The sequence below is a fragment of the Gardnerella sp. c10Ua_244 genome, assembly GCF_055818055.1.
The window spans coordinates 474880-501750 of sequence record NZ_JARFVS010000001.1 but is presented as its reverse complement, the minus strand read 5'-3'; the positions used below and the strand labels follow the sequence as shown (position 1 = coordinate 501750).

The 26871-nt window shown below is 37.7% G+C and carries 23 protein-coding genes; 9 read left to right on the top strand and 14 right to left on the bottom strand.

Annotated features, from left to right (window positions below; translation table 11 throughout):
• Positions 1 to 2: 2 nt before the first annotated feature.
• Complete coding sequence (locus P0108_RS02205) at positions 3 to 1109, top strand: class E sortase (RefSeq protein ID WP_004109532.1); 1107 nt, start codon at positions 3 to 5, stop codon at positions 1107 to 1109.
• A 402-nt stretch (positions 1110 to 1511) separates the two neighbouring features.
• Here the strand turns inward: P0108_RS02205 and pknB are convergent, their stop codons facing one another.
• From pknB to P0108_RS02170, 7 genes are read right to left on the bottom strand one after another with little or no spacing between them, the layout of a single operon-like run.
• Positions 1512 to 3515 (bottom strand): Stk1 family PASTA domain-containing Ser/Thr kinase, encoded by a 2004-nt coding sequence (pknB, locus tag P0108_RS02200; protein WP_012913692.1) that lies wholly within the window; start codon positions 3513 to 3515, stop codon positions 1512 to 1514.
• The gene (locus P0108_RS02195; RefSeq protein WP_004109538.1) at positions 3512 to 4474 is read right to left on the bottom strand and encodes a serine/threonine-protein kinase; all 963 of its coding nucleotides are present in this window, start codon (positions 4472 to 4474) and stop codon (positions 3512 to 3514) included. Before P0108_RS02195 ends, pknB begins: the two co-directional genes overlap by 4 nt.
• Positions 4471 to 5937 (bottom strand): peptidoglycan D,D-transpeptidase FtsI family protein, encoded by a 1467-nt coding sequence (locus P0108_RS02190; RefSeq protein ID WP_004109541.1) that lies wholly within the window; start codon positions 5935 to 5937, stop codon positions 4471 to 4473. Before P0108_RS02190 ends, P0108_RS02195 begins: the two co-directional genes overlap by 4 nt.
• Positions 5930 to 7411, bottom strand: coding sequence for an FtsW/RodA/SpoVE family cell cycle protein (locus tag P0108_RS02185; RefSeq protein WP_004109544.1), 1482 nt, complete (start codon positions 7409 to 7411; stop codon positions 5930 to 5932). The genes P0108_RS02190 and P0108_RS02185 overlap by 8 nt, the downstream gene beginning before the upstream one ends.
• On the bottom strand, positions 7408 to 9072 hold the full coding sequence (locus P0108_RS02180) for a PP2C family protein-serine/threonine phosphatase (protein ID WP_004109546.1): 1665 nt from the start codon (positions 9070 to 9072) through the stop codon (positions 7408 to 7410). The genes P0108_RS02185 and P0108_RS02180 overlap by 4 nt, the downstream gene beginning before the upstream one ends.
• 3 nt (positions 9073 to 9075) lie before the next feature.
• Positions 9076 to 9612 carry an FHA domain-containing protein FhaB/FipA gene (locus P0108_RS02175; protein WP_012913693.1) on the bottom strand — a complete coding sequence of 179 codons (537 nt, stop codon included), beginning with the start codon at positions 9610 to 9612 and terminating at the stop codon, positions 9076 to 9078.
• A 33-nt stretch (positions 9613 to 9645) separates the two neighbouring features.
• Positions 9646 to 10347, bottom strand: coding sequence for an FhaA domain-containing protein (locus P0108_RS02170; RefSeq protein ID WP_012913694.1), 702 nt, complete (start codon positions 10345 to 10347; stop codon positions 9646 to 9648).
• A 155-nt stretch (positions 10348 to 10502) separates the two neighbouring features.
• Between P0108_RS02170 and P0108_RS02165 the strand changes: the two genes are divergently transcribed.
• Together P0108_RS02165 and mscL are read left to right on the top strand one after the other, a co-directional pair.
• On the top strand, positions 10503 to 11240 hold the full coding sequence (locus tag P0108_RS02165) for a phosphatase PAP2 family protein (RefSeq protein ID WP_102704528.1): 738 nt from the start codon (positions 10503 to 10505) through the stop codon (positions 11238 to 11240).
• Between the two features lie 23 nt (positions 11241 to 11263).
• Positions 11264 to 11674: a large conductance mechanosensitive channel protein MscL gene (gene mscL, locus P0108_RS02160; protein ID WP_012913695.1), complete on the top strand. Its 411-nt coding sequence runs from the start codon at positions 11264 to 11266 to the stop codon at positions 11672 to 11674.
• Between the two features lie 85 nt (positions 11675 to 11759).
• Here the strand turns inward: mscL and P0108_RS02155 are convergent, their stop codons facing one another.
• From P0108_RS02155 to dnaA, 7 genes are all read right to left on the bottom strand, one after another.
• Positions 11760 to 12329: a DUF3566 domain-containing protein gene (locus P0108_RS02155; protein ID WP_369827461.1), complete on the bottom strand. Its 570-nt coding sequence runs from the start codon at positions 12327 to 12329 to the stop codon at positions 11760 to 11762.
• 245 nt (positions 12330 to 12574) lie between these two features.
• Positions 12575 to 15205, bottom strand: a complete 2631-nt coding sequence (gene gyrA, locus P0108_RS02150; RefSeq protein ID WP_103013749.1) for a DNA gyrase subunit A — start codon at positions 15203 to 15205, stop codon at positions 12575 to 12577.
• A 69-nt stretch (positions 15206 to 15274) separates the two neighbouring features.
• Entirely contained in the window at positions 15275 to 17350 is a 2076-nt protein-coding gene (gene gyrB / locus P0108_RS02145) for a DNA topoisomerase (ATP-hydrolyzing) subunit B (RefSeq protein ID WP_004106076.1), read from the bottom strand.
• A gap of 180 nt (positions 17351 to 17530) precedes the next feature.
• Positions 17531 to 17998 (bottom strand): DciA family protein, encoded by a 468-nt coding sequence (locus P0108_RS02140; RefSeq protein WP_004109579.1) that lies wholly within the window; start codon positions 17996 to 17998, stop codon positions 17531 to 17533.
• The gene (gene recF, locus P0108_RS02135) at positions 17998 to 19299 is read right to left on the bottom strand and encodes a DNA replication/repair protein RecF (protein ID WP_473730718.1); all 1302 of its coding nucleotides are present in this window, start codon (positions 19297 to 19299) and stop codon (positions 17998 to 18000) included. The genes P0108_RS02140 and recF overlap by 1 nt, the downstream gene beginning before the upstream one ends.
• Positions 19300 to 19397: 98 nt before the next feature.
• The gene (dnaN, locus tag P0108_RS02130; protein ID WP_102155568.1) at positions 19398 to 20522 is read right to left on the bottom strand and encodes a DNA polymerase III subunit beta; all 1125 of its coding nucleotides are present in this window, start codon (positions 20520 to 20522) and stop codon (positions 19398 to 19400) included.
• Positions 20523 to 20954: 432 nt separating this feature from the next.
• Positions 20955 to 22574, bottom strand: coding sequence for a chromosomal replication initiator protein DnaA (dnaA, locus tag P0108_RS02125; protein WP_004109588.1), 1620 nt, complete (start codon positions 22572 to 22574; stop codon positions 20955 to 20957).
• Positions 22575 to 22963: 389 nt separating this feature from the next.
• Here dnaA and rpmH point away from each other — a divergent pair, with 389 nt between their 5' ends.
• The 6 genes from rpmH to rsmG all read left to right on the top strand — a co-directional run bounded on the left by rpmH (position 22964) and on the right by rsmG (position 26526).
• On the top strand, positions 22964 to 23098 hold the full coding sequence (rpmH, locus tag P0108_RS02120; protein WP_004106067.1) for a 50S ribosomal protein L34: 135 nt from the start codon (positions 22964 to 22966) through the stop codon (positions 23096 to 23098).
• 21 nt (positions 23099 to 23119) lie between these two features.
• On the top strand, positions 23120 to 23617 hold the full coding sequence (rnpA, locus tag P0108_RS02115; protein ID WP_033888537.1) for a ribonuclease P protein component: 498 nt from the start codon (positions 23120 to 23122) through the stop codon (positions 23615 to 23617).
• Positions 23618 to 23655: 38 nt separating this feature from the next.
• The gene (gene yidD, locus P0108_RS02110) at positions 23656 to 23976 is read left to right on the top strand and encodes a membrane protein insertion efficiency factor YidD (RefSeq protein WP_076003119.1); all 321 of its coding nucleotides are present in this window, start codon (positions 23656 to 23658) and stop codon (positions 23974 to 23976) included.
• Complete coding sequence (gene yidC / locus P0108_RS02105) at positions 23976 to 24989, top strand: membrane protein insertase YidC (RefSeq protein WP_064621826.1); 1014 nt, start codon at positions 23976 to 23978, stop codon at positions 24987 to 24989. The genes yidD and yidC overlap by 1 nt, the downstream gene beginning before the upstream one ends.
• A 136-nt stretch (positions 24990 to 25125) precedes the next feature.
• Positions 25126 to 25680: a Jag family protein gene (locus P0108_RS02100; RefSeq protein ID WP_004109601.1), complete on the top strand. Its 555-nt coding sequence runs from the start codon at positions 25126 to 25128 to the stop codon at positions 25678 to 25680.
• A 135-nt stretch (positions 25681 to 25815) separates the two neighbouring features.
• Positions 25816 to 26526 (top strand): 16S rRNA (guanine(527)-N(7))-methyltransferase RsmG, encoded by a 711-nt coding sequence (rsmG, locus tag P0108_RS02095; RefSeq protein ID WP_473730717.1) that lies wholly within the window; start codon positions 25816 to 25818, stop codon positions 26524 to 26526.
• Positions 26527 to 26871 lie beyond the last annotated feature (345 nt).

Genomic DNA, 26871 nt, shown 5'->3' with positions numbered 1-26871 from the left:
CTATGCAATCTGCTAATATGCAGGAAGGAAAAACGAAGCGTAGCAGCTCGAATTTCTGGTGGCAAGCCGCTGGAATTATTGGCGAACTGTTGATAGCTTTTGCAGTTATTTGCGCATTGTACATTGCATGGCAAATGTGGTGGACTGGAGAGCAGGCTGAGCACACTCAAGTAGAGGCACGTCAAGCAATATCTTGGCAAAACCCAAAAACTGGTGATAAAACGAAGATTGCTTTACCACAGAATACTGACCCACCTGCTTTAAGCAAACCAAAGTCTGAAGACCTTGTAGCTCGTTTATACATACCACGTTTTGGAAATCAGTGGGAACGAAATGTTGTAGAAGGCATTACGCCAGACATCTTAAGCAAGCGTGGTTTAGGTCATTATCCAACCACACAAATGCCTGGTGCAATAGGTAATTTTGCAGTAGCAGGTCACCGAAATGGTTATGGTCAGCCATTGGGAGATGTAGACTTACTGAAGCCTGGCGACGCAATAGTAGTTCGCACAAAGGATTATTGGTTCGTCTATAAGTACACTTCTTACAAGATTGTTACACCAGATCACGGTGAAGTTATTGATGCAAATCCTGATCATCCTGGTGAGAAACCAACAAAACGTATGCTTACTCTTACAACGTGCGAACCTAAGTATACTGCTGCAACTCATCGCTGGATTAGCTACGCAAAATTCGCTTATTGGGCAAAGATTAGCGATGGCATTCCAAAAGAACTTTCTACTATTGATGAGCAAGGAAAAGTGAAGTTTATTAACAATGAGCAACAATCTCTAGTTTCTCGTCTTTCTTCACTAGTGCCAGTTATGGTGGTTGTTTTATTAGTGTATATGATGATTTTCGTAGCAGGAGCAATTGCTTGGCAATGGCCAGAACTTCGCGCTATTCATTCTGGATTAAAGAAAAAGCCTGATGCAAGCATTTTTGGCGGTCTTTTGCGCATACAACCAGGTATTACAGCGATTCGTTGGATTCTTTCGATTCTGATTTATTTCTTCATTGTATTAGCATTATTCCAGTGGATTTTCCCTTGGGGCGCATCTACAATTCCATTCCTTCAGCAGATGTCTAATTACTCAACAACTGTATGATAACGGGTTAAGTAGTAAGTTTTAAATATTCTTACGATTGCTTTAAAACTTACAAAATAAAAACATTTAAGGCGATTGCGTATGAAGCGCAGTCGCCTTTTGTTTATATTAATAAAATAAAAGCCTATAGAAACACATAAAATAACGCATTGCTGTAAAACTATGTCTAAATAAACAAACATATCTTAAACAGCTATTTTTTCGTTTTATCACATACTTTGCAACCTAATATAAGTCTATTTATGCAGATCTATTTTCACGCATCAATTTTTATAAGTAATATACGAATTTTATTAGAGATACAAACATTAGAGATACAAAAATGCTGCTTGTTCTACTTTTCTTGTAGAACAAGCAGCATATACATTATTTTTTACAGACTTAATCTAATACAAATCTAAATCAGTCTGAATCAGATGAAGAACCAAGGCTTGGACGTGTAACTAATGTAATCGCTTTGCCCTTCTCAACCTTGCTTCCTGCTTCCTCAGACATGCTCATGACTATATCGTCATCTTTTGCCATTGAATCAGATACTACTCTCAAACCTTTTGCTTCAAGTATTTTCTTCGCCTGTTTGAAGGTAACAGTACCAAGATCTATACTAGGAACTTCAACTTTCGAAGCACCTTGAGAAACATACACAGTAATAGAGCTGTGTGGTTTAACAGAGGAACCAGACGACGGATTTAGTCGAGTTACAGAACCTTCAGGCACATTATCTGAATCTTCCTTAACTACATCCGTAGTAAAACCAAAATTCTCTAATTGGCTAACCACAATGTCTTTGCTTTGACCAACAAGACCGTCAGGAATTTTAGTTAAACCGGATGCAATATATAAAGTAATTAACGTACCCTTATCAGCAAACGAATCTGCGTCAGGATCTGTGCGAGTTACATGATCTTTCTTAATATCTGCACTATCTTCTACTCGAACATTAGCAATCTTAAACCCAGCACGCTCAAGCATTTTACGAGCAGCTTCTTGCGTTTTACCACTTACATCTGGCACGCGAGTTGATTGTGGTCCAACCGAGAACCATACAGTCACCTTGGATCCAGAAGCAACATGCTCACCTCCACGCGGTGATTGCTTAGTAAAAGTTCCCTCAGGTTGAGAAGAATGATCATCTTCACGAATATCTGGAACCAAACCAAGTGCACGCAACTTTTCACGAGCAGCATCCTGCGTTGTTGTCTCCATAAATGTTGGAACTACAACATCTCCAGTAGCACGACTTCGATTGAGCATAAACAGCACACCCAGAAGAACTAATACTGTTACTAATACTCCAACTATAGATCCGATTACTACTCGTTTACGACGTTGCGCTTGCATTGTTGCTCTTTGTGACGCGCGCGTGCTAGGAGAAAATGCAATATTTGCAGATTCAACTTGACCAGTAATAGGATTAAACGATTGAGTTGCAGCACCATCTGTCATGCCCATAGCCATAGTTGCAGCATCCTGTTCAGCCTGCTTACGCGCCTTCATATTAGCTAAATCAGTCAATGGATTAAACGCTGCTGCAACAGGCACTCCGCCGTTCATAAACGCTAGAATGTCATTCTTAAACTCTGATGCTGTGGCATATCTATTTTGTCTATCTTTTGCCATTGCTTTAGCACAAATCTTGTCCCACATAGCAGGCATGCCTGGAACAAGTGTGCTAAGAGGTGTCGCCACTTCTGAAACATGCTGATATGCGATGGCAACAGCTGAATCTCCAATAAAAGGAGGACGTCCAGTTAGCATTTCATACAGCACACACCCTGCAGAATACAAATCAGAGCGCATATCTACTTGTTCACCACGAGCCTGCTCTGGAGACAAATATTGTGCTGTTCCAACAACACCTTGAGACTGTGTCATAGTTGTTGCAGAATCGTCAAGAGCACGAGCAATGCCGAAGTCCATTACCTTCACCATGCCCTGCTCGGAAATCATAATATTTCCAGGCTTAATATCGCGGTGAATAATACCCATTCTGTGTGAGTACTCTAAAGCATTGAGCACGCCAAGCATAACTTGTTCAGCGTCTCTCTGACTTAAAGCTCCATTCATTTTTAGAATATCGCGTAATGTTTTACCTTTAATGTATTCCATTACAAGATACGGTAAACGCTCTTCTAAGCCATTTTCTGCTATAACAGATTCTTCTCCAGAATCATAAATATTCACAATATTAGGATTGTTCATCTGCGCAATGGCATGCGCTTCCCTGCGGAATCGCGAAAGGAAAATCTCATCGTTCGCTAAATCAGAACGCATGATTTTCACAGCAACTGTACGACCTAAGCGCTTATCAACAGCAACACGCACTTCCGCCATGCCGCCGCGGCCAATAAGCTCCCCTAATTCGTATCGACCATTCGCTAATAAGGTGGGCATTGTGGTATTCATTGCTGCTCCTTGCGATCATTGGTATTAAAAATATTAATAATATTTACTTGGTTTTGCGGCATACTTTTAATACATCTTCGTTGTCGCAAATTTGTAGAAAGTACTCCTGTTGTATTGTTGAAGGCTGTTTCTTGATCTAGCAGTCTGCGCTCAATACGAGATAATACTTTCGACACAACTAATGCATCTTTTGGACGATCTTTTGGATTCTTTGCAAGCATAGACATAATAAACTGTTGTAATTGCAAATCAACATTTTCTGGCAAAGGTGGTACAGGATCATTAACATGTGCAGCAGCAATATCTACCGGCGTTGCTCCAGTAAATGGACGATGTCCGCACAAACCTTCATATGCCACAACACCTAACGAATAAATATCAGATTGTGCAGTAGCTTGTTCACCTTGTGCTTGTTCTGGAGAAATATATTGAGCTGTTCCAACTACCATGCCATCTTGAGTGATCTGTTCTTGGTCACTGGAATATGACACACCAAAATCTGTGATTTTCACATTGCCAGTATCAGAAACCATAATATTTGCAGGTTTTACATCGCGATGAATTACGCCATGAGAATGAGCTACAAAAAGTCCTCGAGCTGTTTGGATAAGAATAGGAAGTAACTTGGTAGGATCAATTATTTTTTCTTTATGATACAAATCTGCCAATGATTTACTTGGCACATATTCCATAATTAGGAATCCAATACCATCGTGCTCATAATAGTCAAATAATGCTGCAATATTAGGATGCGCTAAATTTGCTGAATTATGCGCTTCAGCACGAAGACGACGTAATTTTGCTTCAACGTTTACGGTATCTGTACGTAACGCCTTAATGGCAACAATTCGCCCAAGTTGAATATCAAAGCCTTTCCAAACTTCTCCCATACCGCCTTGAGCAAGGCGGCGATCAAGTCTATAACGATGATGAACTAACTGTCCTTCAACGAGTTTCATTGTTTAAGCGCCTCCTCCATCACTTGTCGCATAATAGGTCCTGCCGCGTAACTACCAAATGTACTTGTGTTATGTACTATAACCGCTATAGCTATTCTAGGATTTTCAGCAGGAGCAAATCCAATAACCCAACCATTAGCAGCTTGATTATACATTCCAATCTGTGCAGTACCTGTTTTAGCCGCAACATGAATATTAGGTAAAGCAAGATTAGGATTTTCTTTTGTAACAACAGCCTGCATCATAGAAGTTAATTTAGATGCACTGTCACTACTCATTACTTGGTTCATAACGGTTGGTCTAGTTTGTGACAATACTGACAAATCGCTAGATCTTACACAATCAACAAGAGTAGGCTTCATCAATGTTCCATTATTTGCAATAGCTGCCGCAATCATAGCGTTTTGCAAAGGTGTAACCTTTGCATCACCTTGACCTATTGATTCCAGAGCTAGTCTATCTGGAGTTGGCTTAATAGAAAAAGTAGATTTCACGGATCGTATTGGGAATCCAGTAGAATCAGAACCATCAATAGGCAGCGAATCGAAGAATCCAAACTTTCTTGCCTGCTTTACAATTACGTCAGATCCTAAAGAATTACCCAATTGAGCAAAAGCAGTATTAGACGAATATGCTAAAGCATCCTCAAAAGATATTTTTCCATCAACGCCATTCGCTTGGTAAGTGACATTTGTAAGAGACGTCTTGGTTCCAGGCAAAACATAGCTCGCACCAGCAGGTATTTTCGTATCAGGCTTGTATTTTCCAGATTCTAATGCTGCTGCTGCAACAACAGTTTTGAACGTAGAGCCAGGAGCATAAAGCTCAGAAACAGCACGATTCAGCATAGGATTTGACACATCTGATGTTATTCTCTCATACGATTTATTTACTTCATTAATATTGTGAAGAGCAAGATCATTCGGATCATAACTTGGAGTGCTTACCATGGCGCGAATTCTTCCGGTTTTTGGCTCAATTGCAACTAAAGCTGCGTCTTTGCCTTTAAGAAGATTGTAAGCAAGATTTTGCAAACGTGAATCAATTGATGTTTCTATAGAAGCTCCGCGATTAGTTGCTCCAGTAAATAATGAACGGAATCTTTGCCAGAACAGAGCATCTGATTCTCCACTTAATAAACTATTACGAGAAGCTTCAATTCCTCTATCTGCACGCTGGCTAATAGAAAAATATCCAGTAACTGGAGCATATACTAATCCGTTAGAATACTGACGTTGATACACAAAAGCATCTTTAGATGGTTCAGATTTCACTATAACTGTGCCATCTGATGTAAGTATTGCTCCACGTGGAGCTCCAAACTCATGGTATAAAGCTCTGCGATTTCGAGGATCAGAATTTAGAGCATTCGCTTTAATAGAAGTAATAATTGTACTTGAAATACCAAGTATTACAAAAAGTACCAATACTGCAGTAAAAAGTTCTCTAAGACTTTTATTCATTGTTATCACCTCTTTCTGAAGAGGAAATAACAGCAGAAGCATCTATATTATTTTCATAATCTGTATTGTTATATTCACTATTATTTGTATTCGTATTAGCTCGCTCTTGCAATTCACGCTCGCGCAACGCTGCTAAGGCAGCGTATTGGAAAGTATCTGAAACAGGAGCAGGTTCAGGTTTATTTGCAGCGTGAGAAATAACAATAAGCAAAGATGCAAGCAAATAATTTGCTACTAAAGAAGAACCTCCAGCTGCCATATACGGCAAAGTTAAACCGGTTAATGGAATAACCAAAGTAATTCCACCAACAACAGTAAACACTTGGAAAGCCATAGTAAAAACAAGCCCTGAAGCTAATAATTTTCCAAAGCCATCTTTAATTTTCATTGCAGTAATCATTCCGGATGCAATAATAATTAAATACAAAACCAATACGGCTAGAAGCCCAGTAAGACCAAGCTCTTCACCAACAGAAGCATAAATAAAATCAGAATTAGCTAGCGGTGTTATAGAAGGATGACCTTGTCCTAAACCTGTTCCAGTTGTTCCTCCAGCAGCCAAACCAAACAATCCAGATACAATTTGCGCTGAGCCACCAGGGAAACGATTATAAACCGCATTATCAAATGGATGAAGCCACGAATCCACACGATATTGCACATGTGCGAATAACTTTACTGCCATCAAGCATCCAGCTACAAAAGCAATACCCCCAACAGCAATCCATCCTCTTCGACCTGTTGCCACATACAACATTGACACAAACATTGCGAAGAACATCAATGACGTTCCAAGATCATGCTGGATAACAAGCACACCCATTGATGCTGCCCATACTAAAGCAATAGGTCCCATGTCTTGTAATCGAGGAAGGTGAACTCCCAAAACCTTATTTCCACCTACAGCAAGTCGATCACGATGATTAAACAGGTACGCAGCAAAGAAGAATGACAGGAAAAGCTTAGCAAACTCTCCTGGTTGCACTGTGTGATCTCCAAAACCTATCCAAATTCTCGCTCCACCAATTTCTTTACCTAATCCAGGAACCATAGGTGAAAGCAAAAGAATCAAGCCTATAACCATATTCACATAAGAAAAACGCCTTAAAATGCGATAATCTTTCAAAAGAATAACGAAAATAATTGATAATACTAATGCTGCACAAATCCACACCATTTGTTTTATTGCAACATTTGTATTATTTTGCCTATCGATTCTAGCTATAAGAACTGTTCCAATTGCAGTTAAAAGCATAATACAAGGTAAAATAGCTTGACTTGCATATGGCTGTTTAACAAGAAGAACACCCCAAAATACGAAAAACAGTGCCATAACGAGAATCAACATTGCTGCATAATTAGCAGAAATATAACCGTCAATACGGAAAAACATCTGTAAAAATGCCATGCCAGAAAGCAATGTTGCAAAAAGCAATAATGCTATCTGTCTGATACGCGTAGCAATCATATTCATGAGGTTTTACCCCCTTGCTTCGCGTTATCTTTATTTTTATTTATTTTATTTTCTAATTTCTTTTGATTCTGTTCATTAAGTTTTTCTTGTTCTCGCGCACGCATTTCTCGACGAATTAACGAAGCATGACCACGAGCCTCAACTAAGCTGCCAAAACTAATACCTTCTTTTAATTGATCCTGCCAAGATTTATCTAGTTTATTAACAGGGATGTCAGTAGATTCCACTTTGTGAGATAATGCAATACCAAAAATATTTGTTGGCACTCCTTGATAAATAACAACTTTGTTACTGTCTTTTCCAATATAATATTGCGTTTGAGTCCACGCATATACTCCGTAACCTACTCCAGAAATAACAAATAATACTAGTAATATTCCCAAAGATATGCCTATGCGAGTCCATCTACGCCTCAATGAATGAGCACGATGTGCCTCATCCTGCTCATGTTTAACAGCACGAGCAACATCTGGATCATGAGGATCTGTTGAAACTTTACCATTCTTTTTTTTGACTATAGGGATCTCATTAGTGTCAGGTGTATGTAATTCTCCAACTTCTTCACGAATGTGTGAAGGTTGCACAATTCTTGTAATAGATATTGTTCCTTCATCTGGATTTTTAGAATTATCATCATCTTGAGCTAGCGCGGCTGCTCTTTGAGCTGGTGAATTCTTATCTTCGCGCAATGCCGGTGCTGAAGCTACTGCTTTATTTACGATATCTGCAATTGACTCGAGATCCTTACTTGCAGCTCCTCCAATAAGTGGAGTTTGATGCGGAAGATCAAATGCATCAGCATCAAGTGCAAGCGTTGCATCTGCAATAACGGCTGTAACATTATCTGTACTACCAGCACGAAGTGCCATAGATACTAATTTTTGAGCGCATTCTTCTTGATTAGAAATACTACTCATCACATCTTGAATAGTTGAATCTTCAAGAACTCCACACAATCCATCAGAGCAAAGAAGCCAACGATCAGAAGGATGAGCTGAACGCAAAGCAATATCAGGACGAGGATCTATATCAAAATCACCTAGTACTCGCATAACAACATTTCGTTGAGGATGATTTCGCGCTTCTTCAGGCGTAATATGACCTGTATCAATCAAATGCTGAACATAACTATGATCAGTAGTCATGCGCATAAGATGATTATCTCTTAGTAGATACGCTCTAGAATCACCTAAATGAGCCAGAACCCAGTATCCTCTTACAAGAGTTACTGCAGTAACTGTCGTTCCCATTCCAGCAAGACGGCGCTCACGCTTAGCTTTACCAACAATCGCATCATGAGCAGCCATAATCGATGTTTCCATCATTGAAGAAACAGTTTTAACATCATGCGGTCTTGAATCTTGTTCAATATGTGCAAGAGAACGAATCGCTATAGTAGAAGCTGTATCTCCTCCAGCATGACCACCCATTCCGTCGCAAATTGCAGCTAAATGTTCACCAGCAAATGCAGAATCTTGATTATTACTACGAACAGTTCCAACATCACTGACAGCCGTAGCATACATAAAAAGTATTTTTTCTACAGAATTTGCGCGATTTTCTTTAATATCATTTTTATCTGTTATAGATGATATTTTTTCTATTTGCCCAGTAACTGCGGTCTGAATTTCTTCTTCGTTATTTGAATTGATTTGTTTCATTTGTTACCTCAATTCAAACATTGTTGCGCCGATTCGCACAGAAGTACGCGGAGCTAATATAACAGGCTCATTAACACGATTATGACCAATCATGGTTCCATTTGTGCTACCTAAATCTTCAAGAACCCAAGAATTAACTGATTGATTAAAATAAACACGAGCATGGTGTGAAGATACAAATTCATCATTTAATACGACTGTATTAGAAGCAGCACGACCAAGAGTCACACCAGCAGCGTTCAATGGGAATGAAGATCCTGCCAAAGGTCCATCAATAACAACTAACAAAGTTGGAGAACCGGATGTATTTTCTTGATTTTCTGCTTTGGCAAATACTGGCGTCTCACGCACTTGCATAACTTGTGAAAACTTTGCTTCACGAGAATTACGACGAGAACTTTTCTTCCAAAAACGAGATTTTTTAGGACTAAATACTTCAATATCGCAGCGAAGCGAACGGATAGCGCACCATACAAAAATCCAAAGTAAGACTAAAAAGCCATACTTAAGTATTGCAAACGTTAATTCAGTAAACATCATGCGCGTTATCGTCTCCTAGCTCGGAAATACTTATTACTCCTGGTCTTGAGACGATGCCCAATAAAGAATACGCGTACGACCAATAGTAATAGTGTTGCCATCAACCAATGTTGCTGCAGGAACCTGATGACCTTCTACATATGTACCATTCGTAGATCCAAGATCACGAGCAATAACACCGTCAGGAGTTATATCAATACCAAGATGATGACGAGAAATACCTGGATCATCTATTACAATATCGCAACCAGACCCACGTCCTAAAATAGTACGATCCTTTGTAAGCAAGTACTGGTTACCATTAATTTCAAGCATCGGGTGATTCTGCGATTGATCCTCAGTAGTAACAGGAACAGCATTACCCTGAACAGATTCAGATGTCAAATGGAAATTACCTTTAGTTAATTCCAAATCCTCTTCAAAAATAACAACTACAGGTCCTACGAAAGCATAATGCTGACTCTTAGCATATTGAGTAAGATTATCTGCAAGCTCATTAGCTAATGCTTCACTACCCCATTGTTCAATATGATCAAAATCAGGCGTACTCAGCTTAAAACGGTACTCATTTGGAGCAACTGTGTGATCTCTGCCAATAGGCATGGCTTCAGCGTCAATTTCACGTTCCAAAGCACTCGAAAAATCGACTGGCTGCAAATCTTTGGAGCCGAATTTTGCGAAGACGCTGTTCATTGCACCTTCCACGCTCTTCTCAAATCGGTCAAACACGCTCATGGTAAACCCTTTCTATCTGTTCATCATAGTACTCGTCACCGGGTACGGTGTTCAACTACCACACGCTTTTCTTCTAATATATTTTCTTTTTTATACATATTATTTCGTACTCTCCAACGTGCATTTACATCATTGTGCGTGTAATCTTAACAAGTATGATGCAGAAAAATAACAGTAATCACAGCGGATTATCGGTTTTCACTAGAAATTCCGCTACTATTTTTACACTATTACTCGCAGTTGTTATTCCGTTCTTAGGAAAAGCACTATTAGTTACGAGTAAAGAGCGCACTTATGAATCATCCATAGTCTCCTGGTTCCACAAGAGTGTTCCCTCTGTAATTCTCAGTATTTCAAAAATATTAGCTTTAGTTTTTTCAACTAAGGGTTGCATAGCAATACTTGTTTTATTAGCAGTGCTTTCATTATTTATAAATAAAAATTGGAAGATGACAATAATTCAACTTTTAATTTCGCTTCTTCCTATGATTTACATTTTTGCAGTTAAATTTGCTGTAAATCGTCCGCGTCCGTACATTGGTTTGAATATTAAATTACCAACTGATCCAAGTTTCCCAAGTGGACACACTTCAGCAGCTGTAGCAGTTTGCGTTATGGCAATGTTGATTCTTTACATCAATAAACCATCATCAATTCAATTTGGATTACTTTTTAGCGCAATTCTTGTTGTTATAGTTGCTGTTTCACGTATTATTGTCGCTGCTCATTTCCCTACGGATGTATTAGCTGCAGCAATTATATATCCACTACTTTCTGTTACAATTTTGCGCTCGTTCCAGCGACATAATTTATATATTGACAACAGAAATAATGACAAATCTACTTACGAAGAACAAATATTAGATTCTAACTCACAATCTAATATTCAATAATATATAAAAGGAAGAAAATACTAATGATAAAAGGATTTAAAAAATTTATTTTACGAGGCAGCGTAATCGACATGGCTGTCGGTGTTGTTATGGGTAGTGCAGTAACTTCAGTAGTAACAACGATAGTTAATTATATTATTAATCCTCTTATTGCAATGATTTTTGGAAAGCCAGAACTTAATGGTGTTCTAACTATTAGTATGAATGGTGCAACAATTTCTTTTGGCGCAGTAATTGGAGCATTATTGAATTTCCTTATTGTTGCTACAGCAGTTTATTTCTGCATTGTTTTACCTATTAATAAATTGCGTGAAATTGGTGCAGATTTGTTGCAAATTGAACATGAAAAAACTGAAGAAGAAAAAAGAAAAGAGCGTGAAGAAAAAACTATTCAACTGTTACAAGATATTCGTGACGAACTAGTAAAACGTTAATTTCTTATTTTTCTTATAAAAAATTCCCACTGCTTCGTAGTAAACAGTGGGAATTTTATTATCCAAAGCTAAATTATTCACACTATCAGTCGTCACCTAAAGTAATGTGAATTCCTCCAACTAATGAACCAACAACGTTATATAGAAGAGCAATTATTGCAGATAATACGGTTATTATAATTATTTCTACAATTGAAAAAATAGTCACAGTACTTAATACTGTTGGGAGTGAGAACACATCTGCAAGATTAAAACCGTTACTATCCAAACCAGTAGAAGAAACAATCTGCGTTACTTGATCAAATACACCAATCATATTCAAGAACAACCACACTAAACCTGCAGCAATAACTTGAATAATTCCTCCTGCAACGCTTAAAAGGAATGTTACTTTTGCTACAGACCATGCATCTACTCTTACTAAAGAAAGACTCATACGACGAGCACGCGGAACACGTCCCGATTTTGTTGCATTTGATTTATTGGAAATAGATGAAGCAGCACCACCAATTGTACGACGATACGTATTGGAACTACCACTAACACGTCCAGAAGATGATGAATTTTTAACAATATTTCCTAAAGAAGAATTACCAGATATTTCATCAAAATTATTTTCTTCACTTGAATAATTAACTTCCTTAGAAGGAACCATTTTTTCTGCAGATAATTCTGTGTCATTAGACAAAAATCTTGCAGATTCCTCATTCATATTCATCGGATTTTGCGATGGCTCAAAATTTTCGCTCATCTCAGTGTTCCTTCTCTTATTAATTTGCCTATAATCAGTGTCATTATACCAATGAGAGTACCAATAAAAACAGACTAGAACAGTTTTTATTAGTACTCTCAAATTTTTGTGGAATAATATTATTAATATTATTCCACATAAGAAGTTTCTTAAGCTTCCTCATTTTCTGAAGTAGCTTCTTTTTCTTCTAATTGATTTTCTTCGTCATCCGTTTCTTCATTACGGGCAATAGAAATAATTTCATCGCCTTTATCCGGCTTAGCTAAGGTTACGCCTTGAGTTGTTCTACCAGTGCGCTTCACTTCATTAACGTCAGAACGAATTACCTTACCGGACTTCATAATTGCCATTACTTGATCTGTTTCTTCAACAATCAAAGCTCCAACTAATGAACCACGACCCTCTGCAAGTTGAACAGCTTTAACACCGTAGCCGTTTCTTCCTTGCAAACGATACTCTTCAATAGCAGTTCGCTTAGCAAAACCTTCATTAGTAACAACAAGAAGATCTTTACTAGTTTCTGCCGCAACAACGTCCATATCGAGTAATTCGTCACCTTCACGGAATCTCATACCCTGAACGCCGGCAGTCTGACGACCCATTGGTCGAAGTTGTTCATCATCTGCTCTAAACTTCAAACTCATTCCAAGCTTAGAAACAAGAATAATGTCATCTTCTGAATTGCACAAAGCTGCACCAATAAGCTCGTCGACAGGTTCACCTGTTTCTTCATTTGCCATCAAACGTACAGCAATCAAACCGCCTTGACGTGGAGAATCATACTCTTGCAATGCAGTTTTCTTAACTTTCCCGGAACGAGTTGCCAATACCAAGTATTTAGCAACATCATAATTTGGAATTGATAACACTGCTTGAATTGTTTCTCCAGGAGTAAATTGCAACAAATTAGCAACATGCTGACCTTTAGAATCGCGAGATCCTTCTGGAAGTTCGTAGGCTTTCAGACGATAAACTCGACCACGATTAGTAAAGAAGAGCAACCAATTGTGTGTAGAAGTTAAGAAGAAGTGATCAACTACATCATCTTCACGAAGCTTTGCACCCTTAATGCCTTTACCACCGCGGTGTTGAGCACGATACTCGTCTGCCTTAGTACGCTTAATATAACCTGCGCGAGTTACTGTTACAACAACGTTTTCTTCAGCAATAAGATCTTCAACATTCATTTCACCAGAGAATGGAAGAATCTTAGTTCTGCGATCATCACCATATTTTGCAACAATTTCATCAAGTTCATCGCCAACAATTTTGCGCTGACGTTCTGGGCTTGCCAAAATATCGTTGTAATCAGCAATTTTAATCATCAAATCTTCATGCTCGTCGAGAATCTTCTGACGTTCCAAAGCTGCAAGTCTACGAAGTTGCATTGCAAGAATGGCATCCGCTTGAACTTCATCAACATCAAGCAAATTCATTAAACCAGTACGAGCAGTTTCAACATCTTTAGATGAACGAATTAAAGCCACAACTTCATCAATCATATCCAAAGCTTTCAAATAGCCTTGCAAAATATGATCTCGCTCTTCAGCTTCACGCTTTAAGTAACGTGTACGCCTATCAATTACTTCAAGCTGATGAGTTACCCAATGACGAATAAACGCATCCAAACTCAAAGTTCTAGGAACGCCATCAACCAAAGCAAGCATATTTGCGCCGAAAGTTTGCTGCAATTGCGAATGCTTATACAAATTATTTAAAACAACTTTTGGAACAGCATCACGCTTAAGAACAAGAACCAAACGCTGACCAGTACGACCAGACGTTTCGTCGCGCATATCTGCAATACCTTGAATTTTGCCATCTCGTACAGCTTCACGAATAGAAGCAGCTAAGCGATCAGGATTAACTTGGTATGGAAGCTCGGTAACAACCAAGCACATGCGTCCCTTAATTTCCTCAGTATTAACTACTGCTCGCATTGTAATTAAGCCGCGACCTGTGCGGTACGCTTGCTCAATTCCCTTGTGACCTAAGATTGTTGCTCCAGTAGGGAAATCAGGTCCTTTAATTCGCTGAATTAAAGCTTCAAGAAGTTCTTCTTTGCTTGCATCAGGATGATCCAACGCCCAGTGCACACCATCAGCCACTTCACGCATATTATGAGGTGGAATATTGGTTGCCATACCAACAGCAATACCAGCAGAACCATTAACTAAAAGATTCGGGAAACGAGCTGGCAAAACCGTAGGCTCTTGAGTTTTACCATCATAATTTGGCAGGAAATCAACGGTATCTTTATCGATATCTCGTACCATTTCCATAGCCAACGGTGCCATACGGCATTCCGTATAACGCATTGCTGCTGCAGGATCATCACCAGGAGAACCAAAGTTTCCTTGACCATCAACAAGCATATAGCGCATTGACCAAGACTGAGCCATACGCACTAAAGTGTCATAGATAGCAGAATCACCATGAGGGTGATACTTACCCATAACATCACCGACAACGCGAGAACACTTGTTATATCCGCGATCAGGCCTGTATCCTCCATCATACATTGCATAAATAACACGACGGTGAACAGGTTTTAAACCATCACGAACATCTGGTAAAGCACGCTCAACAATAACAGATAATGCGTAAGCTAAATAAGATTCGCGCATTTCCTGCTGCAAATCCATGTTCTTTACGCGAGCACCCTTCATTAAGCCATAATCAGTATTATCTGCTTCCTGAGGGCTCTGTGGTTCCATAGAACCATCTGGAAGCTGATCTCGCTCAGCATCATCACGAGCGGAATTTATTTCGTCTACCACTTCAATTCCTTCTTAATCTTATAAAAATTAAAGTTTTTTCTTTTTATCTTTTCGAATAAATTAATACTTTTAAGCGTCAATAAACCTTGCATCATGAGCATTTCTTTGAATAAAGAGTCTACGAGGCTCTACTTCATCGCCCATAAGCATGGAGAATGTTTCATCAGCTCGAGCAGCATCTTCAATATGAATTTGCTTCAAAATACGATGCTCAGGATCCATTGTTGTTTCCCACAACTCCTGATAACTCATCTCACCCAAGCCCTTGTATCGCTGAATACCTTCACCTTTAGGAAGTTGACGACCAGCAGCTTTACCTTCTGCCAAAACTCTGTCTCGCTCAGCATCCGTATAAACAAAATCATGTGCTCCCTTGCTCCACTTCAAACGGTACAAAGGTGGCATAGCAACATAAACGTATCCTGCAGTAATCATAGGACGCATATAGCGGAAGAATAATGTCAAATTCAAAGTAGCAATATGAGCACCGTCGACATCAGCATCAGCCATAATAATGACTTTGTGATATCGAACCTTGCTTAAATCGAAGTCTTCTCCATAACCACCACCAACAGCAGTAATTAAGGATTCAATAGTTTCAGACTTCATCATTCTGTCGATTGAAGCGCGTTCAGTATTCAAAATCTTACCACGCAAAGGCAAAATTGCTTGCGTAATAGGATCGCGACCTTGAATTGCTGAGCCACCTGCAGAATCACCCTCGACTATGAATAATTCACATTCTTCAGGATTACTTGACTGGCAATCCTTCAACTTATCTGGCATTCCAGCAGTTTCAAAAATAGACTTGCGACGAGTATTTTCGCGAGCTTTTTTAGCAGCAAGTCGAGCACGAGAAGCTTCTATAGCTTTTTGAATAATATTTTTTGCTTCATTTGGATGAGCATCAAACCAATCTCCAAGCTTTTCAGTCATGACTCTTTGCACAAAAGTCTTAGCTTCAGAATTGCCAAGCTTTGTTTTAGTCTGACCTTCAAACTGTGGAGTTGTAAGCTTTACTGAAACAACTGCTGTTAAGCCTTCGCGAACGTCATCACCAGAAAGATTAGTATCTTTCTCTTTCAAAATATTCTTTTCGCGAGCATAACGATTAACTAAAGTAGTAAGTGCTGCACGGAATCCTTCTTCGTGAGTACCGCCTTCAGTAGTCGAAATAGTATTAGCAAAAGTGTGAACTGCTTCAGAATAAGCAACAGTCCATTGCATAGCAATTTCCGCAGAAATACCAATTTCAAGATCTTCAGCCTCAAAGTCAATAACATCTGGCTCTACTGGAACAGCTTTTCGAGATTTAACTAAGTAATCAACATAGTCTTTAATACCATGCTCATACTGGTAGCTTACGCTTCTATGCTTTTCTTCACTAGAAGATTCAGAATCACCTGCAACTTCATCTCCAGCTTCATCTGGCTTACGTAAATCAGTTAAAGAAATCTTCAAACCCTTATTTAAGAAAGCCATCTGCTGGAAGCGAGAACGCAAGGTTTCAAAATCATAAACTGTTGTTTCAAAAATTGTTCCGTCTGGCCAGAAAGTCACAGAAGTTCCAGTAGATTCTCCTTCTGCCATTGGCTCACCTTTTGCCAAAGGAGCAGTTGGATGCTGATCAACATAAGTTTGAGTCCAGTGGAATCCTTGACGACGAACTTCAATTTCTACACGAGTAGAAAGTGCATTAACAACAGAAATACCTACACCATGTAAACCACCAGAAACAGCATAACCACCGCCGCCAAACTTACCGCCAGCGTGAAGCTTAGTCATAACTGTTTCAACACCAGAAACACCTTCGCCTGGCACTTCATCTACTGGAATACCTCGACCATCATCGACAACACGAATAGCATTATCAGGCAAAATTGTTACTTCAATATGCGAAGCATATCCTGCCAAAGCTTCATCAACAGAATTATCAACAATCTCATAAACCAAATGATGCAATCCACGAGGACCAGTAGAACCAATATACATACCTGGTCTAATACGAACTGCCTCTAATCCTTCTAGAACGCGAAGGTCACTCGCATCATAATGTTCAGGAGCAAGTGAATCATCGAGTTGAGCATCATCGAGTTTATGCTCTTCGACGGCATTATCCATCGAATTATCTTCCGTGTTTGCCACTTTAGGTCCCTTCACAAATTGCCTCATATTAAAAGGCATTTATAGAGCCAACATATGCCAGAAAGCACATAAAAGGGGATTCTAGCGTTTTAGCCATAATACATGACATTCTACACACATACTATGACCTCTCTTCAGAAATAGGCATTTTTACTATTTTTAAAAAATATAATAATATTATTAAAATTTATTTCTTAAAAATCCCAATCCACTCGTTGTTGGACCAATAACTTTAATTTCTTTTATTTCAATATTTTCAAGGTTATTATTAATTTTTTCTTTTAATTGTGGAATTAAATAAGAAAGTTGAGTTGCCCAAACTGTTGATTGAGCACGAACAATAAGCACGCCATTTACAACTTGACTTATTTCACAATGTTTTGCAATACTTTCCCCTACTACTTTATGCCAAGAAGAACGTAATTTTGCTATAGAAAGTTGACTATTCCAATTACTTTCAGAAGCAAAATTTTTTAAAATACCACAGAATGATTTAGGATCTCTACCAGGTTTTCCAAAATTTTCCCAAGCTTGTTCTGCATTTTTTTCACGATTATTTTCGCGTTCAGCTTTTCTATTAATAGGATCAAAAATAATTGCAGGTAATTTTCGAGTATCAATTTTTAAAAGAATATTAACAGGAATCATTATTTTTTCTCCTGCTTATTTTTTCTTTGTTCTATTACATCAAGCAAAATATTATTATGCTCTTCACTGAAATTATTAATTTCATTATTTTTTTCTAATAGTTTTCCAATATTTATAAGATTTGTTTTTTTAATATATTCTTTATTAGGAATGTCGCTAAGAGAAGAAGTAGTAATAAAAACTTGACCTTGATTAAGTGCAAAATTTAATATTCTTATACGCCTGTTTTCATCAAGTTGTGCAAATACATCATCGAGAATAACAATAGGTTTATCATTATTTTTTTCTTCTAATGCTTTGCATAATGCCATTTTTGAAGCTATTGCAATTGTCCAAGATTCACCATTCGAAGCAAAATCTTTAGCAGAAATATTATTAATAGCAAAGTCAATATCATCACGATGAGGGCCAATAAGATTGCATCCTCTAGCTAGCTCTCCATCATAAATACGTTGAAAATGCTCACTTATTTTAGAAAAAAGCTCGTTTTTATTTTCAATATTTTCATCACTCTTTTTTTCAAATAGTACTTCTTCAAAAGAAGGAACATATATTATTTCCGTATTTTCTTCATTAGTAAAAGATTTAATTATATTTTTGAAATATTTATTAATAATTTGCACAGTTTCTTGGCGTGCTTTTGTTAAGTTAATACCACTTTCAATAAATTTACCAGTCCAAATTTCTAATCCGGATAATGAAACTGTCTGATTTTTGTATGAAAAATCTCTAATATTTTTTAGTAATGCAGCACGCTGTTTAGAAATATGTTTAAATTCTTGCAATAATTGCACATAATTTGGTATTAACAAAGATCCAGCTTGATCGATAAAAGTACGTCTAACATTAGGATCACCAATTATAAGAAATTGGTCTCTTGGAGTAAAAGAAACTATTGGCAATAATCCAACAATGTCTTTAACATATAATGCTTTACCAGAATTTATATGTGCTCTATTAGAACCTTTTACGTAAAGATCTATTTCATAAGTTGTTTGATTTAAATTACTTTCTAAAGATGCAATATTACTTAAGCCAGTATTTGTTTCATCTTTTTTATAATTTATATCATTATTAATGGTATTTATTCTTATTATTGATTTTTCATAGCCTTTTTTAATAAGAGACAATGTTGAAGATGTTCTGTGACTTATTCCAGTACCAGTAACTTCTAATGCTTCTACAATATTGGTTTTTCCTAAACCATTATTGCCATATATAACATTTATTCCAGGGTTGAAATCACAAATTATATGGTTCCAAGAACGAAATGTATCAAGGGCAATTCGCGAAATATACATTGCTTAATTACCCTTTCTTAATAGTTTTAAAAGAAAAATGCGATATTACATTGTACATCAAAAAATAATCTAAAATACAATGCAATATCGCAACAATATTAATTATTAAAACGCATAGGAACAAGCAAATAGCGATAATCTGTTGATTCATCACCATCTGATTCCTGCTGACCATTAAATTCAACAGGTTTTACAGCTGTTGCCATTTTCATATGCACAAATGGCTCTGGAATAGCTCCTAACCCTTCAAGTAAGTAGTTCGGATTAAAGGCAACAGTTATGTCTTCTCCATCCATATCGATATCAAGTACTTCTTTTGCTTGTGATTCGTCAGCAGTACCAGCACTCAAAGTTAACTCCTGATTTGAAAAAATCATTCGAATAGGAGCATTTCTTTCGGCGACTAAAGATACTCGCTTAATTGCATTTATCAATAATTGTTTATTAATAATTGCGTGAATAGGATATTCATCTACGAATAGTCGATCTACAGAAGGGAATTCTCCATCAATTATTTGTGAAGTACTTGTACGACCGGAATTTTCAAAACCTAAAAGTGACTTATCTTCCTCATTAAAATGGATAATAACATTTTGATGATCGTCGAGAGAATGAGCAATATCTCTTAGTAATGACCCACGAGTAAGAGTGGTCGAATGAATGTCATTATGTTCTGGTGTCCACTTAAAAGTAGATCTAGATAGACGGAATCTATCAGTAGAAGTCATAGTAACGGTGTCATCTTCAAATTGGATCCTAATTCCAGTTAGAACCGGTCTATTTTCTTCTCTAGATGTAGAAACAGATGCTTGATTTACAGCTTGAATAAATGTTGGTGCATCAACCTGACCTAATTTATGAGGCAGTTCAGGCAAGTCAGGATACTCTCCAAGAGGCATAAGTTGTAGAGTAAATGTTGATTTTCCGGAAGTAATAGTCAAAGTATTATTTTCAGATTTTAGATAAGTTTTTTCTGCAGGAAGAGACTTAGTAATATCTGCCATCAATTTGCCTAGAATAAGTATGCTTCCCTCTTCGTCAACACCAGCTTCGATGTGATGGCAGCTAGAAATTTGATAGTTGAATGCAGAAAGCTGCAATGTGCCATTTGCTGCTTCAATTTTTAAGCCTGCAAGAATAGGGTTTGCAGGGCGTGAGTCAATTACGCGTGTAGCCCAAGCTACAGCATCAGCAAATGATGCAGAGTTGACTTCTACTTTCATGCTTCCTCTTTTCTGTAAAGTCTGCATTTATTCTACAGTATGAGGGTGTCTACAAAAAAAATATTTTTCAATGTTTGCATTGCTTTTGCAATTGTTATTTTTTCTTATTAACTAAGTAGTAAATAAGAGTAGTAATAAAGACTGTGTATATGTGGAAAAGTGCTTAAAAACCGCTTTTAAAAAGACTTATTAACAATTAAAAGATGTGGATAACACAAGAACAACAATGTGTATAAGTGGGGAACTTATCCACAACTTTTTCTATTTTTTAGAGTTTCCACATTTTTAAATGCCTTATAAACAACTTAATAACATTTTTAAGCGGCGTTTTCCACGAGTTATGCTCAGCTTTTACCCACATTTGTTATTAAGTATGTGGATAACTTTTTATAAACTTTTAAACATTTATTCATGAATATGTGGAAAATAAGTTTAATTTCTACGCTCAACAGGATTTTGTTTTAAACGAACAGTTAATTCCATAACGTAGTTATAAATTTCTTGCTTTTCTTGCATCTCGCCACTTACTCGAGTATAAGCATGCATAACTGTAGTATGATCCCTACCGCCAAAAACTTCGCCAATATCAACCAAACTCATGCTTGTCATTTCTCTTGCAAGATACATTGCAATTTGACGAGCGAGTGCAACATTCTTTGTGCGCTGACGACCAACAAGTTCATCAAAAGTCATGTGGAAATACTGAGCTACTTGACTAATGATGTCAGTTGGCCTTACTTCAATATCTGTAGCAAAGAAATCTTGTAATGCTTGTTCAGCTAAAGCTTTACTAACAGGCTGATTACTTAAAGATGCTACAGCAGTAACGCGTGTCAATGCACCTTCAAGTTCACGAATATTTTCTGTAAAACGTTCAGCAATTAAATCAAGTACGTCACTTGGAACATTACAGTGATTCATTGATGCCATCATTCTCAGAATTGCAATACGCGTCTCCAAATCTGGCGGTTTAATATCAACCGTAAGACCTGATTCAAATCTGGAAATTAAGCGTGCTTCAAATCCCTTAAGATTTTTTGGCGCAACATCTGAAGCTATAACTATTCGCTTATTTGCTTGATATAAAGAATTAAAAGTATGGAAGAATTGTTCAAGTGTTGCTTCTTTTCCACCAAGGAACTGAATATCGTCAATAAGAAGAACATCTACTTCACGATATCGCCTATTAAAATCAGCGATTTGACCTTGACTTTGATTTGGTGTTTGAAGAGCTTCAATAAATTCATTAGTGAATTCCTCACTTGTTACATAACGCACTTTAAGTGAAGAATCTTTTACTAAAGCATAATTGCCAATTGCATTAAGCAAGTGAGTTTTGCCAAGACCGGAGCCACCATAAATACATAAAGGATTAAAATCTCTGCCGGAACCCTCTGCGACTGCCAAAGCTACAGTTCTTGCAAAACGATTTGAATCGCCAGGCACAAAAGTATCAAAAGTTGCGCACGTATTTAAATGTGTAATTGCATCGCGTTGAACAGAGACAGGCATTTTTTGCTGTGCAGCCTGTTCAGTAGAAATATCAGTTTGTTGAAGAGTAGATATTCCAGTTGCATGATCAAAATCTGGTTGTACAGGAGATGAATTATTTGCTGTAACCGATGACAAATTATTAGATGATGAAACTGAAATATTATCAACAGGCAAAACTGTATTATCAGTTACTATTTTATTTTTATTTAAATTCGCATTGTTCTGTGCTTGATGAGATAAAGAATTTGAAGAATTTTGTGCAGCTTTTTCCTGATATTCAGATTGAGGGACGATCCTAAAAGCAGGAAACATATCTTTACCAGTGCAAATTTTTAATGCTGTAAGTAGAGGAGAATTTAATTCATTTTGCAAAGCTTGTTGCGTTTCAGCATTAGATACGCACAAAACAATGGTCGTTCCAAAGATTGCTTCTGGTTTAACACCTTCAAACCAACCTTTATCGCGCGCAGTTAAAAGGGCATTATGCTGTAAAACAGTAAGCGTATTAGACCATACCAAAGCAGCTTGCGATGTAGAATCGCCTAATGTATCAGCCATTTCACCCCCCAAACTTGCATTTAGCACATGTAATAATGCTGATTCTGTTTACGCGCGCACGTGTGTAATAAGTATCAGTAAGATATGTTTACTCTGACCCTACGAAGTTATCCACAGTCTAGCGTGTTGAAATTGTTTAATTGTGAATAACATGTGTGTAATTTGTGGATAAGTTTAAAGCTGAGATTTGGCTATTTTTCAACGATTTTGCGTGTACAATAAATTGTAATAGAAATGTGAATAAATCATTTTTATTTATATCTGACTATGTTGATTCTTTAATAAGAAAATGTGGAGTTTTGAGCATTGGTGAGGGGTAATAGTATTTTGGTATAGCTTGACTCATACGGGGCCATGCTTTTGCATGGCTGAATACAGGAGCATTAGTTATGAAGAGGACATTTCAGCCGAATAATCGTCGTCGTCACATGAAGCACGGCTTCCGCGTTCGCATGCGTACGCGTGCAGGTCGCGCAGTAATTAATCGTCGTCGTGCCAAGGGCCGCAAGTCACTGTCTGCCTGAGTTAAGGTAGCGTCGTAAGGCATGGAAAGGCTGAAAAGCCACCGTGATTTTGTTGCGGTGCTAAAAAAACGGCGCAAGGTGAGTTCTCGGGATATCGTCGCGCATTACATTATGCGTGACGATATAGCCGTGCAGAGCACACTTAACGAAGATAGAAGTGCAAGTTTAGATTATATTGCCACGGGTTTTGAAAGTGATACTCCCGCGGCATTTTCTGATACCTTCTTACATGATCAAAAATTTGAACATGTAAAGAGGCTAGGTCTTGCTGTATCTAAATCAGTGGGGAAAGCTGTAGTTCGCAATAAGGTAAAAAGACGTCTGCGAGTAATCGCAAAAAATTATGAATCTTTATTACCTGCAGGTTGTGATGTGGTGCTAAGAGCAAAACCTTCTGCAGCTCAATCTTCATTTGATTCGTTACAATGCCAGATACAAAAGCTTTTTGGCAAAATTAGTGCAGATTTATGTTCTACACAAAATTGCAAAATGCATGAGAATAATCAGAATCAAGGATAATTGAAATATATTATTTTGAGTAAATGGTGGTTATTGTTATGCGTAGTAAAAAAAGTTTAAGTTCTAAGTTTGTAATTAGTGCAATTAGATGGTATCAGCGCACGATTTCTGCAAATAGACCAGCTTGCTGTAGATACTATCCTACGTGTTCGCGTTATGCTATTGAAGCAATTGCTAGGTATGGCACGTTTAAAGGTGGTATTCTTGCATTATTACGCCTTCTACGCTGTAGACCTTGGACAAGCTGCAGTATTGATGATGTACCCCGCAAATATTCGATTTTTTACAGATGTGCTTGGTCTAAAGCACATGAAGAGCCACGGCTAACTCCCTTGGCTGAAGAAGACAAGGAAAACTAATGTTTAATCAAGATAACTTCATACTTGATAATGGATTCTTGGGATGGTTTTATAAAATCTTGACGCCAGTTGAGTGGCTCATGACTCAAATTATGTCATTATTCCATAAGTTATTAACTCTTCTGGGAATGAATGAAGTTGGCTTCTCTTGGGTTTTTTCCATCGTATTCTTGGTATTAGTTGTGCATGCGTGCATTTTCCCTGCATTTATTAAAAGCATTAAAGGCATGCGCAAAATGCAAGCTATTGCGCCTAAGATTAAGAAAATACAGCAAAAATATAAAGGCAAAAATGATCCTGCAAGTAAAGAAGCTATGCAGCGTGAAATGATGAAGCTTTATCAAGATAACAAAGCCAATCCTGCTGGTTCGTGCCTACCTATGATGATTCAGGGTCCTGCATTTATGAGTATTTGGTATACGCTTTCCGTTATTCCTTTTATTGCTCGTGGTAAGCATGCAGCTCTTGGTGCCTTTGATATTGCAACAGCACAGCAATTCATTAAAACTCGCGTATTTGGGGTTGGTGTTGCAGATACTTTTATGACAACTGCTGGCGCAGGTAAAATTGTCATAGTTATATTTGTTGTACTTATGTGTGCTGCAATGTGGTACATGCAATTCAATAATATTCGTAAGAATCTTCCGCCTGAGTCTAAGCAGGGTAGCCAATATACTGTACAAAAGCTCATGATGTGGGGATTCCCGTTGATTTACGTTTTCTCTGCGTTTGCTATGCCATTTGCAATGTTGGTTTACTGGTTAGTAAACAATGTTATAAATATGTTGCGTTCAATTTGGCAGGTTTACGCATTCCCAACTCCTGGATCTCCTGCAGCTGAAGAAAAAGAAAAGCGTGACTATCAAAAAGAAACTGCTCGTCGTGAGCGCGAAGGGTTGCCTTCTATTGAAGAAGAGAATCTTCAAAAAGCTCGTGAAGAAGCTGAGCGTAGAGAGATTGAGGGATTCCAGCGCAAACAGCCACAACGTAAACGTAAGGTGGCAAAGCGCTAATATTTAGATACATTTTGCGGATATATAAAGTCATTTTTATGACTTGAAAATAAGTTAGTAACTTGGCTTTATTATCCGCTAAACTAGACTTCAGGAATTTGTAAAACGTGAATTTTCTCACGATAAGGAGTAATTAATGGTACAAGATGAGAAGAGGACGGTTGATCAACTCAATGAAGAAGCTGATATTGCCGCAGATTATTTAGAAGGCTTACTCGATATTGCTGATTATGAGGGTGATATTGAGATGGGTGTGCGCAATAATCGCCCAATGATTCAGATTGTTGCAGATGATGACACTGATATTAAGAATTTAATTGGTCGCAATGGTGAGGTTGTCGATGCCTTGCAGCAATTGAGTCGTCTTGCTGTTCAACAAAAAACTGGTGATCGTTCGCATCTTATAGTTGATGTAGATGGATTCTTAAAGCGTAAGCGCCAGCATTTGCGCGATATTGCGTTAGATGCTGTTGATGAGGTGCGTGAAACTGGTGAACCTGTGAATTTGAAGCCAATGAATTCTTTTGAGCGTAAAGTTGTGCATGATACTGTACGTGATGAAGGTTTGCGCTCCCGTTCACATGGGGAAGAACCACGCCGCTATGTAACTGTTTACATGCCTTCAGTTGCTTCTGAAGATGAGAATATTGATGAAATTGACGATGTAGAAGGCGAATATTCTGAAGAATAATTAATTTTTATTTAATTGTTTCTTTTCGAAGGAAAAGAGAAATAAAATGAAAAGTAACACAATGGAACAAAAAATGTTTTGTTGTGTTACTTTTTATTTATTTTTTATATTGCTTTTATTTGTTTTGGGGAAAATATGGAAGCTAATTTAGATAAAAAATACGAGGAAAATACACAAAAAATAGCGGACGAATTGGAAGGGTCCCCGTTGCTGAACGAGGTTTTAGGTGAAGCATTAGAAAAGTGTAAGCTGTTTCACGTGAAACTTCAGCAAGAAGGATTAATAAGAGGTCTTATCGGTCCTAGAGATATGAATATTCTCTGGGAAAGGCATATATTAAATTCTGCAGCAGTTGTTCCTTTTATTAAAGAAGCAATAGTTGGTAGAAAAAATAAAAGAGTTGCAGATGTAGGTAGCGGCGGAGGTTTTCCTGGTCTAGTTTTAGCTGCGTGCTTACCTGATTATGACGTTACTTTGATTGAACCTATGGAGCGTCGTGTTGATTGGTTGTGTGAGTGCGTTGCTCTTATGAAATTAAAAAATGTTACTATATTTCACGGCAGATCAGATGAAGTTATTGACAAAGTTAAGTCACATGAAATTCCAGCGTTTGATGTAGTAACATGCAGGGCTGTAGCTCCTATGACGAAATTAGCTGGATGGACTATTCCTCTATTGAATAAGCACGGGAAATTAATAGCATTAAAGGGTAAATCTGCTCAAGCAGAAGTAGAAAAAGCTGTAAAAATGATTCGAAAAGCCGGTGGAATAGATACTCATGTTTTTGAGGCACCTGTTGCATCTGGCTTACAACCAACTACAGTTGTAATAGTAAATAAAGCCTAATTTTTTAATTAAAATTTGTGTTTTCTATGGCGCGAGTTTATTTTCGATGTTCTTGCGTATCGTCTATGAGTTTTGACTGGTGTTTTCTGAAAACGGTCTGATGAGCCTCGAAAGTTCTTGTTTGGCGTGGCGTGAGTTTTAGCTGGTGTTTGGCTGGCGGGTTTCTTTGTGTGGCTGTGTGAGATAGGAATTACTTGTCTCGCAGCGCTCCGCTCTTATACCTTATTTGGACTTAGCGGTTGTGTAGTTAAGTTTAGTTTTTTATTTACTTTTTCTGCAAAAATAGTATTCATCAACAAGATTATTACTATCGTTCCGCTTTTATATTGCTCGACCAAGCAATTC

Bases quoted from the DNA above. Each gene is read 5' to 3' on its own strand.
- P0108_RS02205 (WP_004109532.1), top strand. From the start codon at position 3: ATGCAATCTGCTAATATGCAGGAAGGAAAAACGAAGCGTAGCAGCTCG.
- pknB (WP_012913692.1), bottom strand. From the start codon at position 3,515: ATGAATACCACAATGCCCACCTTATTAGCGAATGGTCGATACGAATTA.
- P0108_RS02195 (WP_004109538.1), bottom strand. From the start codon at position 4,474: ATGAAACTCGTTGAAGGACAGTTAGTTCATCATCGTTATAGACTTGAT.
- P0108_RS02190 (WP_004109541.1), bottom strand. From the start codon at position 5,937: ATGAATAAAAGTCTTAGAGAACTTTTTACTGCAGTATTGGTACTTTTT.
- P0108_RS02185 (WP_004109544.1), bottom strand. From the start codon at position 7,411: ATGAATATGATTGCTACGCGTATCAGACAGATAGCATTATTGCTTTTT.
- P0108_RS02180 (WP_004109546.1), bottom strand. From the start codon at position 9,072: ATGAAACAAATCAATTCAAATAACGAAGAAGAAATTCAGACCGCAGTT.
- P0108_RS02175 (WP_012913693.1), bottom strand. From the start codon at position 9,612: ATGATGTTTACTGAATTAACGTTTGCAATACTTAAGTATGGCTTTTTA.
- P0108_RS02170 (WP_012913694.1), bottom strand. From the start codon at position 10,347: ATGAGCGTGTTTGACCGATTTGAGAAGAGCGTGGAAGGTGCAATGAAC.
- P0108_RS02165 (WP_102704528.1), top strand. From the start codon at position 10,503: ATGATGCAGAAAAATAACAGTAATCACAGCGGATTATCGGTTTTCACT.
- mscL (WP_012913695.1), top strand. From the start codon at position 11,264: ATGATAAAAGGATTTAAAAAATTTATTTTACGAGGCAGCGTAATCGAC.
- P0108_RS02155 (WP_369827461.1), bottom strand. From the start codon at position 12,329: ATGGTTCCTTCTAAGGAAGTTAATTATTCAAGTGAAGAAAATAATTTT.
- P0108_RS02140 (WP_004109579.1), bottom strand. From the start codon at position 17,998: ATGATTCCTGTTAATATTCTTTTAAAAATTGATACTCGAAAATTACCT.
- recF (WP_473730718.1), bottom strand. From the start codon at position 19,299: ATGTATATTTCGCGAATTGCCCTTGATACATTTCGTTCTTGGAACCAT.
- dnaN (WP_102155568.1), bottom strand. From the start codon at position 20,522: ATGAAAGTAGAAGTCAACTCTGCATCATTTGCTGATGCTGTAGCTTGG.
- dnaA (WP_004109588.1), bottom strand. From the start codon at position 22,574: ATGGCTGATACATTAGGCGATTCTACATCGCAAGCTGCTTTGGTATGG.
- rpmH (WP_004106067.1), top strand. From the start codon at position 22,964: ATGAAGAGGACATTTCAGCCGAATAATCGTCGTCGTCACATGAAGCAC.
- rnpA (WP_033888537.1), top strand. From the start codon at position 23,120: ATGGAAAGGCTGAAAAGCCACCGTGATTTTGTTGCGGTGCTAAAAAAA.
- yidD (WP_076003119.1), top strand. From the start codon at position 23,656: ATGCGTAGTAAAAAAAGTTTAAGTTCTAAGTTTGTAATTAGTGCAATT.
- yidC (WP_064621826.1), top strand. From the start codon at position 23,976: ATGTTTAATCAAGATAACTTCATACTTGATAATGGATTCTTGGGATGG.
- P0108_RS02100 (WP_004109601.1), top strand. From the start codon at position 25,126: ATGGTACAAGATGAGAAGAGGACGGTTGATCAACTCAATGAAGAAGCT.
- rsmG (WP_473730717.1), top strand. From the start codon at position 25,816: ATGGAAGCTAATTTAGATAAAAAATACGAGGAAAATACACAAAAAATA.